The sequence below is a fragment of the Anaerovorax sp. IOR16 genome (assembly GCF_017168145.1).
GTDB lineage: Bacteria > Bacillota > Clostridia > Peptostreptococcales > Anaerovoracaceae > IOR16.
Map to the genome: position 1 here is coordinate 157,865 of NZ_JADQTL010000010.1, position 14,360 is coordinate 172,224.

Annotated in this window: 12 protein-coding genes and 1 other annotated feature; all 12 genes read right to left on the minus strand. The window is 38.2% G+C overall.

The window, feature by feature from the left end:
• Positions 1–35: 35 nt before the first annotated feature.
• Positions 36–3,857, minus strand: coding sequence for a DNA-directed RNA polymerase subunit beta (gene rpoB, locus I2490_RS11365; protein WP_206459887.1), 3,822 nt, complete (start codon positions 3,855–3,857; stop codon positions 36–38).
• Positions 3,858–4,159: 302 nt separating this feature from the next.
• Positions 4,160–5,614 (minus strand): sodium-dependent transporter, encoded by a 1,455-nt coding sequence (locus tag I2490_RS11370; RefSeq protein ID WP_206459888.1) that lies wholly within the window; start codon positions 5,612–5,614, stop codon positions 4,160–4,162.
• A 386-nt stretch (positions 5,615–6,000) separates the two neighbouring features.
• Positions 6,001–6,903 carry a ribose ABC transporter substrate-binding protein RbsB gene (rbsB, locus tag I2490_RS11375; RefSeq protein ID WP_206459889.1) on the minus strand — a complete coding sequence of 301 codons (903 nt, stop codon included), beginning with the start codon at positions 6,901–6,903 and terminating at the stop codon, positions 6,001–6,003.
• Positions 6,904–6,968: 65 nt separating this feature from the next.
• Positions 6,969–7,934 (minus strand): ribose ABC transporter permease, encoded by a 966-nt coding sequence (rbsC, locus tag I2490_RS11380; protein ID WP_206459890.1) that lies wholly within the window; start codon positions 7,932–7,934, stop codon positions 6,969–6,971.
• Positions 7,922–9,433, minus strand: a complete 1,512-nt coding sequence (locus I2490_RS11385) for a sugar ABC transporter ATP-binding protein (protein ID WP_330634629.1) — start codon at positions 9,431–9,433, stop codon at positions 7,922–7,924. Before I2490_RS11385 ends, rbsC begins: the two co-directional genes overlap by 13 nt.
• A gap of 15 nt (positions 9,434–9,448) precedes the next feature.
• On the minus strand, positions 9,449–9,868 hold the full coding sequence (gene rbsD / locus I2490_RS11390) for a D-ribose pyranase (RefSeq protein ID WP_206459891.1): 420 nt from the start codon (positions 9,866–9,868) through the stop codon (positions 9,449–9,451).
• Positions 9,869–9,870: 2 nt separating this feature from the next.
• Complete coding sequence (gene rbsK / locus I2490_RS11395) at positions 9,871–10,797, minus strand: ribokinase (protein ID WP_206459892.1); 927 nt, start codon at positions 10,795–10,797, stop codon at positions 9,871–9,873.
• Between the two features lie 11 nt (positions 10,798–10,808).
• Entirely contained in the window at positions 10,809–11,819 is a 1,011-nt protein-coding gene (locus tag I2490_RS11400; RefSeq protein WP_330634630.1) for a LacI family DNA-binding transcriptional regulator, read from the minus strand.
• A 244-nt stretch (positions 11,820–12,063) separates the two neighbouring features.
• Positions 12,064–12,429: a 50S ribosomal protein L7/L12 gene (gene rplL / locus I2490_RS11405; protein WP_206459893.1), complete on the minus strand. Its 366-nt coding sequence runs from the start codon at positions 12,427–12,429 to the stop codon at positions 12,064–12,066.
• Between the two features lie 77 nt (positions 12,430–12,506).
• On the minus strand, positions 12,507–13,004 hold the full coding sequence (gene rplJ / locus I2490_RS11410) for a 50S ribosomal protein L10 (protein ID WP_206459894.1): 498 nt from the start codon (positions 13,002–13,004) through the stop codon (positions 12,507–12,509).
• A 16-nt stretch (positions 13,005–13,020) separates the two neighbouring features.
• Positions 13,021–13,151 (minus strand) — a sequence feature (ribosomal protein L10 leader region).
• Positions 13,152–13,161: 10 nt separating this feature from the next.
• On the minus strand, positions 13,162–13,860 hold the full coding sequence (gene rplA, locus I2490_RS11415) for a 50S ribosomal protein L1 (RefSeq protein ID WP_206459895.1): 699 nt from the start codon (positions 13,858–13,860) through the stop codon (positions 13,162–13,164).
• Positions 13,861–13,909: 49 nt separating this feature from the next.
• Complete coding sequence (gene rplK / locus I2490_RS11420; RefSeq protein WP_206459896.1) at positions 13,910–14,335, minus strand: 50S ribosomal protein L11; 426 nt, start codon at positions 14,333–14,335, stop codon at positions 13,910–13,912.
• Positions 14,336–14,360 lie beyond the last annotated feature (25 nt).

Genomic DNA, 14,360 nt, shown 5'->3' on the forward strand with positions numbered 1-14,360 from the left:
GTTCTCAAGTGAAACAACGGATGCTTTTGTATTGTCTAAACAAGATCGTCGTCTACGAAATCTTCTTCCAGATCTAACTCGCCGTCGGCATCGTCCAAATCCCCATCCATCAATTCTTCACTGAATCCGGACTCTTCTTCGAATAATTCTTCTTCAGAAGAAACCGCCTCAATATCAATGATGCTTTCCAAGCCGGAAGCACTGTCTAAGTCATCGGATTCTTTGATCTGAATCTCTTGCTCATCATCAGTTAAAACCTTTACATCCAAGGCCAAACTCTGCATTTCTTTGATCAATACCTTAAACGATTCCGGAATTCCTGGTTCTGGAATGTTTTCATCCTTTACAATCGCTTCGTATGTTTTTACACGACCCACTACATCATCGGATTTTACGGTTAAAATTTCTTGTAGTGTATACGCTGCGCCATAAGCCTCAAGCGCCCATACTTCCATTTCTCCGAAACGCTGTCCGCCAAATTGAGCTTTACCGCCCAAAGGCTGCTGTGTAACAAGAGAATACGGACCCGTACTTCTTGCGTGAATCTTGTCATCAACAAGGTGATGCAGTTTCAGCATATACATATATCCTACGGTTACCGGATTATCAAATTCTTCTCCGGTTCTGCCATCACGCAGCAAAAGCTTCCCGCTTTCCGGATAACCACATTCTTTTAATAATTCAATAATATCTATTTCGCTTGCGCCATCAAATACAGGAGTAGAAATATACCAACCTTTATATCTGGCAGCCAAACCCAAATGTACTTCCAATACCTGCCCGATATTCATACGAGAAGGTACGCCAAGAGGATTTAACATGACTTGAAGCGGTGTACCATCCTGCATAAATGGCATATCTTCCTGCGGCAGAATTCTGGAAATAACACCCTTATTTCCGTGGCGTCCTGCCATCTTGTCTCCAACATTAATTTTTCTCTTTGTTGCAATATAGCAACGTACCAATTTATTTACACCAGGAGGCAGCTCATCGCCGTTCTCCCTTGAGAAAATCTTTACATCGACAATAATACCGGTTTCTCCGTGAGGTACGCGCAAAGAAGTATCACGAACTTCTCTGGCTTTCTCTCCAAAGATGGCACGAAGTAATCTTTCTTCTGCCGTTAATTCGGTTTCTCCTTTTGGTGTTACTTTTCCAACCAAAATATCGGATGCATCTACCTCCGCACCAATACGGATAATACCTTCTTCATCCAAATCTTTTAACGCGTCTTCACCAACATTCGGAATGTCTCTTGTGATTTCTTCCGGTCCCAGCTTTGTATCTCTGGCCTCTGATTCATATTCTTCAATATGAATGGAAGTCAAGGCATCCTCCATAAGAAGCTGTTCATTCAAAATAACAGCGTCTTCGTAATTGTATCCTTCCCAAGTCATGAAGCCAATCAGTAAGTTCTTTCCAAGTGCAACTTCTCCTAAATCCGTTGATGGACCGTCTGCAATGACTTCACCAGCTTCCACAAACTCACCGTGAGATACAATCGGCTTTTGATTGATGCAAGTACCTTGATTGGATCTCTTATATTTAAGCATCTTATATTCATCTAGGCCGCCGTCCTTATCTCTGCGGATTTTAATACGAACCGCATCTACATATTCAACGACACCTGTATTCTTTGCTAAGATTACAACCCCGGAATCACAAGCGGCCTTGTATTCCATACCCGTACCTACGATTGGGGCATCACTAATCAATAGAGGCACGGCCTGACGTTGCATGTTAGCTCCCATCAATGCACGGTTTGCGTCATCATTTTCAAGGAATGGAATCAGTGCTGTCGCAACAGATACAACCTGTCTTGGAGATACATCCATGAAATCTACAACTTCTTTATTGTAAAGGTCAATTTCTCCGCCGGCACCTCTGGCTACTACCTTACGATTAACAAAATGTCCTTCGCTATCCAATGGTTCATTCGCCTGAGCAATAATAATCTGTTCCTCTTCGTCGGCAGTCAAATAATGAATGTCTTCGGTTACAATACCAGCTTCTTTATCAACTCTTCGATATGGCGTTTCAATGAAACCATATTCGTTCACAATTCCATAAGTCGTAAGGGAACCGATCAAACCAATGTTTGGACCTTCTGGAGTTTCTATCGGACACATTCTTCCATAATGAGAATGATGTACGTCACGAACCTCGAATCCAGCTCTTTCTCGAGAAAGACCACCCGGTCCCAATGCAGAAAGTCTTCTCTTATGAGTCAACTCTGCCAATGGATTGTTCTGGTCCATAAACTGTGATAACTGTGAACTTCCAAAGAATTCTTTGATTGCAGCCGTAACCGGTCGAATATTCATAAGAGCTTGCGGTGTTGTTACTTCAATGTCCTGAATGGTCATTCTTTCTTTTACAACACGTTCCATACGAGCAAGACCGATACGGAATTGGTTCTGAAGCAATTCACCAACCGTTCTCAATCTACGATTTCCCAAATGATCAATGTCATCAATGATTCCAATGCCATCAGAAAGATTTAAAATGTAACTTACCGAAGCAATAATATCATCTATAATAATATGTTTTGGCGAAAGTTGATTTTTCATAGATATCAACGTTTCTTTCAAGTTAGCTTCATCCGTATTTTCCAAAATAGAACGTAATACCGGATAGAAAACCTTTTTCGGAAGCTTATTTTCTTCCGGATCAAAGTCTACATAATTCTGCAAGCTGACAAAATTATTACCGATTACTTTTACGGCTTTTTCTTCATCAATCTTACTGTAGACCATCACGCTTTCAACACCAGCATTTTCAATCATAAATCCTAGTTCTCTGGAAATTTTCGTATCTTTTTCCACTAAAAGCTCGCCTGTGGAAGGATCAAATACATCCTCAGCAGCGATACAACCTATAATACGATTACTTAATCCTAGCTTTTTATTATATTTGTAACGGCCAACCTTAGCTAAGTCATATCTCTTGGCATCAAAAAACAACGCTTCAATCAAATCATAAGCGCTATCAAACGTAGCAGGTTCACCAGGTCTTAATTTTTTATATATTTCTTTTAAGCCTTCATCATAATTGCTTGTAACATCCTTTGCCATAGACTTATTTAGTCTCTCATGGCTACCAAAAATTTGTTCAATTTCTACGTTGTTACCTTCATAGAGAATTTTTGCAATCTCTGTAGAAAATTCATTATAACGGCGAATCTTCTTAGCAATTTCTGCTTCTGTAATATTCGGGTTCTTTCTTCGTTCCGTTTCCACCTTGTCCTCAACGGATTTATAAGCCAAAGCTCTTAAAATGGTGGTAATCGGCTGTTTTCTTGTTCGGTCTACACGAACCGAGATAATTTCATTCGAGTCTGTTTCATACTCCAACCATGCTCCTCTATTCGGAATGATTGTAGTTGAATATAACTTATTATTTGATTTATCAATTGCTACATCATAATAAGGTCCCGGTGATCTTACAAGCTGTGTAACAACAACACGTTCTGCTCCATTATAGATAAAGGTTCCCTTTTCGGTCATAATCGGGAAATCTCCCATAAATACTTCCTGTTCCTTTACCTCTCCGGTTTCCTTATTGACCAGACGAACCTTTACCTTCAAAGGAGCCGCATATGTTACATCGCGTTCCTTGCATTCTTCCTGATCATATTTTGGTGCATCCGTTAAGGAATGTCCAATAAATTCTAGTACTAGATTGTCGGCATAATCCCGTATCGGGGATATGTCTTCAAAAACTTCTGTCAAACCCTCTTCCAAAAACCATTTGTAAGAATCTGTCTGAATTTGAATCAGATTTGGCATAGGAGCTACAACATTAATTTGCGAGTAGCTCATGCGTTCTTTTTTACCTATTTTAACGGGTTGAGGCATGTTCTTCCCTCCTTGCATTGAAAACAAAATACTTTGCGTGGCAATGTACTATAATAGCATACGTTTTTCAACTAGTCAAGGAAATTATTGACTATTTCATAAAATATTAATCCAAAAACTATATTTTAAAAGAAAATGACTACTAAATACGTAAAGTATAATTAAAAATTATACTTCTAATATAAAAAAAAGTGATTTTGCCACGATAATTTCTATTCAATGAAAAAAGAGGTCGTCTCTGAATGATTTTTTCAATCATTTGGAGACAGCCTCTTTTTATCTTCTATTATTAATTATTTCTATTAAGCTTTTTTATTTTTTTTCCCGCCAAAAGAAACATATCCAATATATGCTAAGAATGCAAATCCAACAAGCATCCAACCTACAGAATGGAATTTATCCCAATAACCTTTTAAGTAAATTCCTACTACAAGTATTGGTAATACATAGGTCATATATCCTCTCATAGAATTAGGGAATCTCATACCTTCTCCGGAATTTGCCTCTGCAATGAAATTATTCCAACCCCATCCATAACGTGACGTACAGAAAATCAAATATACCATAGAACCCAAAGGAAGCAGATTACTAGAAACAATAAAGTCTTCTAGATCCATGATATTTGTACCTTCGCCAAGAGGCTGAATTGCAGAAAGTGTGGAAAAACCTAAAATACAAGGAAGTGATAATAAAATGATAGCTACCATATTAACTAATACAGCTTTTTTACGTTCCCAACCCCATAAATCAATTGCAAAGGAAATAATGTTTTCAAATACTGCAATAATCGTCGACAATGCTGCAAAGGATAAGAAAAGGAAGAAAAAGGCTCCCCAAATACGTCCACCTACCATTTGTTCAAAAATATTCGGCAGTGTAATAAATACCAAACCAGGGCCAGCGCCAGGTTCTACATCAAATGCAAAGCAGGCCGGAATAACAATCAATCCTGCCATAATCGCAACAAAGGTATCCAAAAGTGTGATACTCGCAGCTTCGCCACCCAAAGAGCGAGATTTATCTAAGTAACTCCCGAAAATTGCCATAGAACCGATACCGATACTTAATGTAAAGAATGCCTGTGAAAGAGCTCCAAAAACAACATTCCCTACTCCATTTTCAACCATCTTTTCAAAATCAGGTATTAAATAGAATTTAATGCCTTCTTCGGCACCAGGCAAAGTCAAAACACGAATAACTAATACCACCATGATTGCTAAAAGACAAATCATCATAATTTTTGTAATACGCTCTACTCCATTTTGCAATCCAATGGAACAAATTCCAAAGGAAAGTATAACAGCAATGATCATCCAAAGTGTCATTGTCCCTGGGCTTCCAAGCATACTCCCGAATCCGTTTGCCACTTCATCTGGTGAAGCACCCACAAATTCACCACTCATCATGCGGTAACAATAATACATCATCCATCCGCCTACCATGGTATAAAACATCATAAGTACATAGTTTCCAATCATTCCAAAATATCCGAAATTATGAAACTTGCTGCCTTGAGGTTCTAATGTATGGAAAGAGGATGCCACACTCTTTTGACTGGCACGCCCTACTGAAAATTCGCACACCATAATTGGTAACCCCAAAATAACTAAAAAAATTAAATAGATGAGGATAAATGCAGCGCCACCAAACTGTCCAGCCATGTAAGGGAATTTCCATACATTTCCCAGTCCAACAGCGCAACCTGCGGAAACAAGAATAAATCCTAACCGTGATCCGAATTTTTCTCTTTCTGCCATTAAAAACACATCCTTTCTTATTATTATATTGCATTAATGCAATCATACTTAGTATAATATATTGCTTTTATTTACAGGTCAATCATTCTCAATTGATGAAATGTCCAATTCTTCAACAAATAATTCTGTCGAATACTTATTTTACAGAATTTCCTAAACTTATCTTGTAAAATCGTCGCCTGTTCACTTACCCAAAAAAGAATGTATCGCAATTTCAAATTATTTTTACAAATAGAATTTACTTCCTTTTTTCGACGAATCTTATTCTATTAATAAAAAATATAACGTACACAAATAAATAATATTTTTCAAAAAACAAATGCCGAGCAAATTATCTGCTCGGCATCTACTATTTTATTTTATACGTTTGAATAAAGATAATCTCATTATTCTTTTGTAACAAGTGCCAATTCAACTGGAATGTAAGAATCCACTTCTTCTCCAGCAATTACTTTAAATGCTGCATCCACACCATTTGCACCAATTTCTTTCGGAAGCTGCTGCACGGTTGCAGCCATAGTTCCAGCCTCTACTGCTGCCACAGCGTCATCCGTTGCGTCGAATCCCACAATCATAATTTCTCTCCCGGAATCTTTAATTGCTTCCAATGCTCCAAGAGCCATTTCATCATTATGTGCAAATACTGCATTGATTTCAGGCTGTGCCTGTAAAATATTTTCCATTACGGAAAGACCTTCTGCGCGGTCAAAATTTGCAGTCTGCTTTGCTACAACTTCCAAACCACTTCCTTCAATAGCTTTATTGAAACCTTCGCCGCGATCTCTTGCTGCAGAAGCACCCGGAATTCCTTCCAGTTCAACAACCTTTCCACTGCCACCAAGCTGTTCAACGATATACTTTCCAGCCATTTCACCACCTGCAACATTATCCGATGCAATGTGAACTGCAACCTCACCAGAATTTGCTGCCCGATCTAATGTAATAACCGGAATATTCGCCTCATTTGCTGCTGCAACAGCACTTCCAACGGCATCTGAATCAGTCGGATTAATTAGAATCAGGTCAACCCCCTGTGTAATCAAATCTTCTACATTTGACATTTCTGTTGCTGCATCATCCTGAGAATCCAAAACAACAAGAGTGGCTCCTAATTCATCCGCTTTTGACTGTGCTCCATCTCTTAAATCTACAAAGAATGGATTATTTAATGTAGAAACAACTAGCCCGATTGTAGGTGTGTCGCTCTCTTCCGTTGTTTGGTTAGCGCCACACGCACCCATTCCGAAAGTAAGAACAACTACTAATAAAATAAGAAATCCTTTTTTCATTTTTTTCTCCTCCTCACTTTGGTTCGAAATTTTTTTATTTATCTTAATCCAATTGGATTAAAACCTTAACGAGATGCTTTTTGTTGTCGATCAAGCAATACGGCAATTAAAATAACAACTCCTTTTGCAACACCTTGGTAATAGGATGGTACTTGCATCAAATTTAAAGCATTATTTAAAATTCCAATAATCAGAGCACCGATTGCCGTGCCGAAAATAGTACCAACACCTCCAGACATACTGGTTCCACCTAATACAACGGCTGCAATCGCATCCAATTCATATCCTTCCCCAGCTGTCGGCTGTGCCGAACCCAATCGCGCTGTAACTAAAATTCCAGCGAGGGCAGCCAATAAGCCAGCTGTCCCATATACAAATATCTTGATACGATCCACTTTGATCCCGGAATAAATCGTTGCTTCTTCATTAGACCCTAAAGAATAGATGTATCTTCCAATTCTCATATGTCTTAAAATATAGTATGCAATGACGAAAATGATAATCATGATACAAACAGGGACCGGAATACCAACAAAAAATCCTTTCCCAATTTTACCAAACACATCAGCTGCCTCTGCACCGCTTGTACTGATTGGCTTTCCTTGTGTATAGACCAAGGTAGCGCCTCGAAGCAATGTCATAGTGCCCAAAGTCGCAATAAAAGGCTGTAATCGTCCTTTGCTTATCAGTAAACCATTGACAACACCAATGCCAAGCCCCAGAAGGAGTGTCAAAAACAGCGTCAGGACTACATCCATGCCTGCTGCAATCATCGTTGCTGCAATTGCACCGCAAATACCCAAAACCGACCCTACAGAAAGATCAATCCCCCCAATTAAAATTGCAAATGTCATTCCTGTAGCAATCACTGCATTAATTGAAGTTTGACGTAAAACCGTAATTATGTTTCCCCATGTGAAAAATCGATCATTCAAGAATGACATAGTAAGTCCTAAAATAAATAATACGATTAATGGCTTATTTTTTAATAAAATTTCCTTCATAGAAGTTTCTTTTTTTAAATATCGCATGCTGTTCTCACCTCTTTTCCAACTGCCAAGCTCATTATCTTTTCCTGGTTCGCTTCTTCATGGCTAAGCTCACCCATAATTCTTCCTTCATGCATAACAACAATGCGATCACTCATTCCCAATATTTCCGGAATCTCTGATGATATCATTAAAATGCTCATGCCTTGTTTTTTAAATGTATTAATTAAATCATAAATTTCCTTTTTCGCACCAACATCCACCCCTCGTGTCGGTTCATCTAAAATTAATACCTCCGGACTAACATTTAAATTTTTTGCCAAGGATACTTTTTGCTGATTTCCTCCGCTCAAATGTTTAAGAAGCTGCTTACTGCCTGAAGTTTTAATTGACATCTCTTTCATATATTGTTGTGCAGAACTCTCTTCCTTTTTTCTATGAAGATTTCCCAGTCTTCCACTGAATTTTTTAAGAGATGCCAGAGTAACATTCTCTCTAACACACATTCCCAATACAATTCCATTGTTCTTACGGTCTTCTGAAACATAAGCAATTCCATGATTTAATGCATCCGTTGGATGATTGATTTTTATCTTTTCTCCCTTTACGTAAATATCCCCTTCCTTAGCTTTATAAATTCCATATATCGTTCTTGCAAGCTCCGTACGTCCAGAACCCATAAGACCTGATATGCCAACAATTTCATTTTTTCTTAAAGATAAATTTACCTTTTCCACAAATTGATTGCTTATATTTTTTACTTCTAAAACAGTCTCTCCCGCCTTGCAGGAAACTCTGGGATATTGTTCGGTTAGCTTTCTTCCAACCATACTTTCAATTATTTTATCTTCATCCAATTCTGAGATGGGTTGTTCACTCACAAATTGGCCATCCCTCAAGATTGTAACATCATCGCATATTTCGAAAATTTCCTTTAAGCGGTGTGAAATATATACGATACTTTTCCCTTCTGCCTTTAACTCCTGAATCACCTGAAACAATTTTTCTGTTTCAGAAACAGTAAGCGCTCCTGTAGGTTCATCCATAATCAGAATTCTTGCATTCAAAGAAAGCGCTTTTGCAATTTCTACCAATTGCTGTTTCCCTACACTGATGTTCTTTACTAAGGTTTTCGGATTCTCATTTAGTCCTAACTTCTCAAGCCATAAATAAGCATCTTCATTTAATTTTTTCCAATTAACCTGCATACCTAATCTCAGAGGCTCTCTTCCAAGAAAAATATTTTCTGCAATGGACAAGTCCTTTACAAGATTTAACTCTTGATGAATAATAGCAATTCCTTTGGCTTGGGACTGCCGAATGTTTTGAAAATCAATCGGTTCACCATCCACGATGATTTCACCCTGATTTTTCTGATAGGCACCTGTAAGAATTTTCATTAATGTAGATTTTCCTGCTCCATTTTCACCTAACAGTGCCATGATTCTACCTTCATACACGTTAAAATCAACGCCCTTTAAAACAGGAACGCCAGAAAAGCTTTTGGTGATACCTTTCATTGCAATTAACTTTCTTGGCAATCATTCCACCTCCTTTTAAAATACAACACCAGAGACCAATATGATGTTTGCAAAAGGAGTAAATTCTCCCGTTCTAACAGCGCCCATACATTGCTGAGTTTCCTCTTTAAATACTTCATGCGGTACATATACAACCTCCAACTCAATTTCCTCTCTCTGCTCCATTTCAAAAAGCAAAACAATTACCTTCTGATGTAAATCAGGGCTTATTTGCGTAAATTCTTCTGCCATAATAACCTTTTCAATTTTTTGTTCCGATAATATTGCCTCTAAAACGGTTAAAAAATCCGGTACTCCTTCAGAAACTGCCAAATCAATTTGTTGAACTTGATTTGAAATAGGAAGTCCAGCATCACCAACCACCAAACTGTCCTTATGTCTCATTCTTGCTATAAGATAAGAAATTTCTGAATGAATCAGTTTTGTTTTTTTCATTGCTATTTCTCCCTTTCTTTTAGCCAAGTATTAAATCCCTTTACTTCTTCCTTATATGGAAGTGATGTCTGTGCACCTTCCGTAGTCACAGTCATTGCTCCGACCTTCATCGCAAATTCAATTGCCGTTTCTATGTTTTCTCCCGTGCTCAATGAAACGGCTAACGCACCATTAAAGCTATCTCCTGCGGCAGTAGTGTCAATACTCTTTACTTTATAAGCTTTAAATACTTTTTCAGTATTTTCTGTGACATAAATGCAGCCTTTTTCCCCAAGTGTAACAATAACTTCACTTATACCATTATTAATTAGTTTTCTTGCTGCATTTACAATCTGATCCTTTGTATCCGTTTCACACCCGGTTAATGTCTCTAGTTCTGTCTCATTTGGGGTTAGGATATCAATGTTTTTTAAGAAAGTATGACTCAACGATGCAGCGGGTGCAGGATTCAATATGGTTTTTTTTCCAGCCTCCTTTGCTATATGCAAAGCATTTTCAACGACATCCATTTTTGTTTCTAATTGCATAAGAACAATGTCAGTATTTTGAATGATATCTTTTTTGCTATTTAAATCATCGACCGTAAGCTCAAAATTTGCACCAGGTGCAACCGTAATCATATTGCCTCCGGACTCTTCAACAAGGATTGCGGCAACACCAGTAGAAATGTTTTCTTTCTCAATAATGTGATTCGTATCAACACCATCCTTTTCTAAAGACTTTTTCAGCACTTCTCCCATTGCATCTTTGCCGATACAGCCAATCATCTGTACATTAGCTCCCAACCTTGCAATTGCCGCTGCTTGATTTCCGCCCTTTCCTCCAGGTACCTGCTTAAACTCTTTACCCATAACAGTTTCCCCTGGTTTTGGTAACTTGGATGTATTGATTACCAAATCCATATTTAAACTACCTATAACTGTAATCATAAAGACCTCCTTTATTTTGTAGATTGTCTTATAACAAGTTCGGTATCTAAAATAATTCGTTCTTTTTTCTCTTCTTGCTTTTTCTCTTTTTCAATAACATCAATTAATAATTCTGCTGCCCTATACCCCATCTCATACTTTGGCTGTCGTATAGTCGTCAGCGGCGGCGTTGTCATTTGTGCGAGATAAACATCATCAAAGCCTAGTATGCCCACATCTTTTGGAACATAAATCCCTTTTTCTTTCAACGCCTTAATTGCACCAATTGCAATTAAATCATTTCCGCAAAATATAGCATCAAAAGACAGAGATTCCTTCTCAAATTCCTGAATGGCATCATAGCCCCATTGACTTCGGTAGCTGCCTTTCTTAACCCACTTTAAATCGTATGGCATTCCATGTTCCATCAGTGCTCGACGATAGCCTGCCAAACGATCCTGTGCCGTTTTCGTTTTCATTGACCCGGCAATGTATGCAATCTTTTTATATCCCTGCTGGATTAAGTAGCTCACACCCGCCATTGAAGCTGCTTCATTGTCCACCAAAACTCTTCCGACCACATTATCAGCTTTTGAATCTCGATCGATTAATACAATTGGAATGCGAAATTTATTAAAATCTGCTTCTGCTTTTTCTGCAGAGTGTGCAAAAATAATCCCATCGACCATTTTCTCTGTTAATATCTTAATGTAATTATCTTGTCTCTTTATCTTATCATCGGTATTACAATAGATTACGCTGTATCCTGATTTACTCGCCATGTCTTCTGCACCTCTTGCAATTTCAGGAAAAAATGGATTTGTAATATCCGGAATAATCAAACCGATTGTTTTTGTTTTTTTAGTAACTAAACTACGTGCCATGACATTAGGTACATAGCCTCGTTTCGCGATTAATTCTAAGATCCGAGTTCTTGTTGCTTCACTTATATTTTTATCTTTGTTATTGCATATCATGGAAACAGTGGCGATTGACACTCCCGCTTCTTTGGCAATATCCTTCATGGTCACTTGTCTTTTCACACTTATCTCCTTTTATAAATATTGTAAATACTATTAGTTAAACGTTTAACTTAAGGTACCACTATTCTACTATAGACGAATCAATATTACAACTCAAAACTTTATTTTAACCATTTGTACCTTATTTCAATCATTGCTGTTATTGGACAAAATTCTTCTTATTCAATAAAAAAACCGCTGCATTCTTTCGAATGCAACGGTTTTTATTTCGCTAATAATCAGTTTCTTTCCAAAAAGAATCAAATTACTTTAATTCTACGGAAGCTCCAACTTCTTCTAACTTAGTTTTGATTTCATTAGCTTCTTCCTTAGTAACGCCTTCCTTCAATGTTGCAGGAGCGCCATCTACCATGTCTTTTGCTTCCTTAAGTCCAAGACCGGTGATTTCTCTTACTGCCTTGATAACCTTAATCTTTTCTCCACCAGCGGATGTTAAGATTACATTGAATTCAGTCTGCTCTTCAGCAGCAGCTTCGCCACCAGCAGCACCAACTACAGCAACTGGAGCAGCTGCAGATACGCCGAATTCTTCTTCACAAGCCTTAACTAATTCATTTAATTCCAAAACGGTCATCGCTTTGATCGCTTCAATGATCTGATCTTTGTTCATTTTTTAATCCTCCATATAGATTTTTCATTTAGAAAATTTTACTTAACATTTTCATTTTTATTTTTTATATAACTGCTTTATTCAGCAGGCTTTTCATCTGCAATCGCCTGTAAAGTACGAACAAACTTGGATACAGGGGATTGGATGCTTCCCATAAATTTCGCAATCATTTCGTCTCTGGACGGTAGATTTGCGATTGCTTGAACGCCTTCTGCGTCAAACAAAGTTCCTTCAATAACACCAGCTTTGAACGACATTTTCTTGTAATCCTTGATAATTCCGTTCAATACTCTAGCAGGTGCTACTGCATCATCGTAACCAATCGCAATTGCACTTGGTCCTTCCAAAACGTCTTTTAGACCTTCGTAAGGAGTTCCTTCAATGGCTCTAGCCATTAATGTATTCTTATAAACTGTGTAATCTACGTTTGCTTCACGAAGCTTTCTTCTCATTGCATCCGCCTGCGCAACGGTGGTTCCGATGTAATCAATGACAACAGCAGACTGTGCTTTTTCAAGCTTTGCTTTGATTTCATCAATAATCAGCTGTTTTGCCTGTAAATGTTCTACTGACATTTCAATCTCCTTTCCGGCTTTTATAAAAAAAGCCTTTTCGGTTCTGTAGACGGAAAAGGCTCATAAATTATATGATACAATAACCTCGGCAGGATATTAAGTCCGTCTTCGGACACCGGCTGTCTACAGTTCTTATTTACTTTTTAATTGATTTCCCTTATAGGGTAATCTTTAGTGCATTCACCTTTACTCCAGGACCCATAGTTGTAGCTACGGTTACACTCTTCAAATACTGTCCTTTTGCTACGGATGGCTTTGCCTTTAAGATTGCTTCAAGCAATGCATTAAAGTTATTAGTCAATTTTTCCGGTCCAAAAGAAACCTTTCCAATTGGTGTGTGGATGATGTTTGTTTTGTCAAGTCTATACTCAACTTTACCGGCTTTAATTTCTTGAAGCGCTTTTTCAACATCCATAGTAACGGTTCCAGACTTTGGATTTGGCATTAATCCCTTAGGACCTAACACTTTACCTAATCTACCTACAACACCCATCATATCAGGAGTTGCAACCACTACATCAAAATCAAACCAATTTTCTTTTTGAATTTTTTGAGCTAATTCATCAGCACCTACGTAATCAGCACCAGCTGCTTCCGCTTCTTTTGCTTTGTCGCCCTTTGCAAATACAAGAACTTTCTTGGATTTACCAGTTCCGTGTGGAAGAACAATCGCGCCTCTAACCTGCTGGTCAGCGTGTCTTCCATCAACACCAAGCTTTACATGAACTTCAACTGTTTCATCAAACTTAGCCTTTGCTGTCTGCACTACCAATGCGAGTGCATCATTCACCTCATAAAAGGTGGCTCTGTCAACTAATTTTGCAGAGTCTTGATACTTTTTACCTCTTTTAGGCATTTCTTACCTCCTCGTGGTACAAACGGTTCTTCTCGAACCTCCCACCTTCTTAGTCTTCAATAACGATTCCCATGCTTCTTGCAGTACCCTTGATCATGGAAGTTGCAGATTCAAGGTTTGCAGCATTTAAGTCAGGCATCTTGAGCTTAGCAATCTCTTCTACCTGTGCAGTTGTCAACGTTGCAACCTTCTTTTTGTTCGGTTCACCAGATGCGGATTGAAGATTTGCAGCCTTTTTCAGCAATACTGCTGCAGGCGGAGTCTTCGTAACGAACGTAAATGATCTATCAGAATATACAGTAATAACAACTGGTATGATCATCCCTGGTTGGTCAGCTGTCTTTGCATTAAACTGCTTACAGAAATCCATAATGTTTACGCCCTTTTGTCCAAGAGCCGGACCTACTGGTGGTGCAGGGGTTGCATTACCCGCAGCAATCTGCAGTTTAATTAAGCCTTCTACTTTCTTTGCCATTTCTATGTCTCCTTTCTTTCTTTAC

Excerpts from the sequence above, each read along its gene's own strand:
- rpoB (WP_206459887.1), bottom strand. The coding sequence starts at position 3,857 with ATGCCTCAACCCGTTAAAATAGGTAAAAAAGAACGCATGAGCTACTCG.
- I2490_RS11370 (WP_206459888.1), bottom strand. The coding sequence starts at position 5,614 with ATGGCAGAAAGAGAAAAATTCGGATCACGGTTAGGATTTATTCTTGTT.
- rbsB (WP_206459889.1), bottom strand. The coding sequence starts at position 6,903 with ATGAAAAAAGGATTTCTTATTTTATTAGTAGTTGTTCTTACTTTCGGA.
- rbsC (WP_206459890.1), bottom strand. The coding sequence starts at position 7,934 with ATGCGATATTTAAAAAAAGAAACTTCTATGAAGGAAATTTTATTAAAA.
- rbsD (WP_206459891.1), bottom strand. The coding sequence starts at position 9,868 with ATGAAAAAAACAAAACTGATTCATTCAGAAATTTCTTATCTTATAGCA.
- rbsK (WP_206459892.1), bottom strand. The coding sequence starts at position 10,797 with ATGATTACAGTTATAGGTAGTTTAAATATGGATTTGGTAATCAATACA.
- rplL (WP_206459893.1), bottom strand. The coding sequence starts at position 12,429 with ATGAACAAAGATCAGATCATTGAAGCGATCAAAGCGATGACCGTTTTG.
- rplJ (WP_206459894.1), bottom strand. The coding sequence starts at position 13,004 with ATGTCAGTAGAACATTTACAGGCAAAACAGCTGATTATTGATGAAATC.
- rplA (WP_206459895.1), bottom strand. The coding sequence starts at position 13,860 with ATGCCTAAAAGAGGTAAAAAGTATCAAGACTCTGCAAAATTAGTTGAC.
- rplK (WP_206459896.1), bottom strand. The coding sequence starts at position 14,335 with ATGGCAAAGAAAGTAGAAGGCTTAATTAAACTGCAGATTGCTGCGGGT.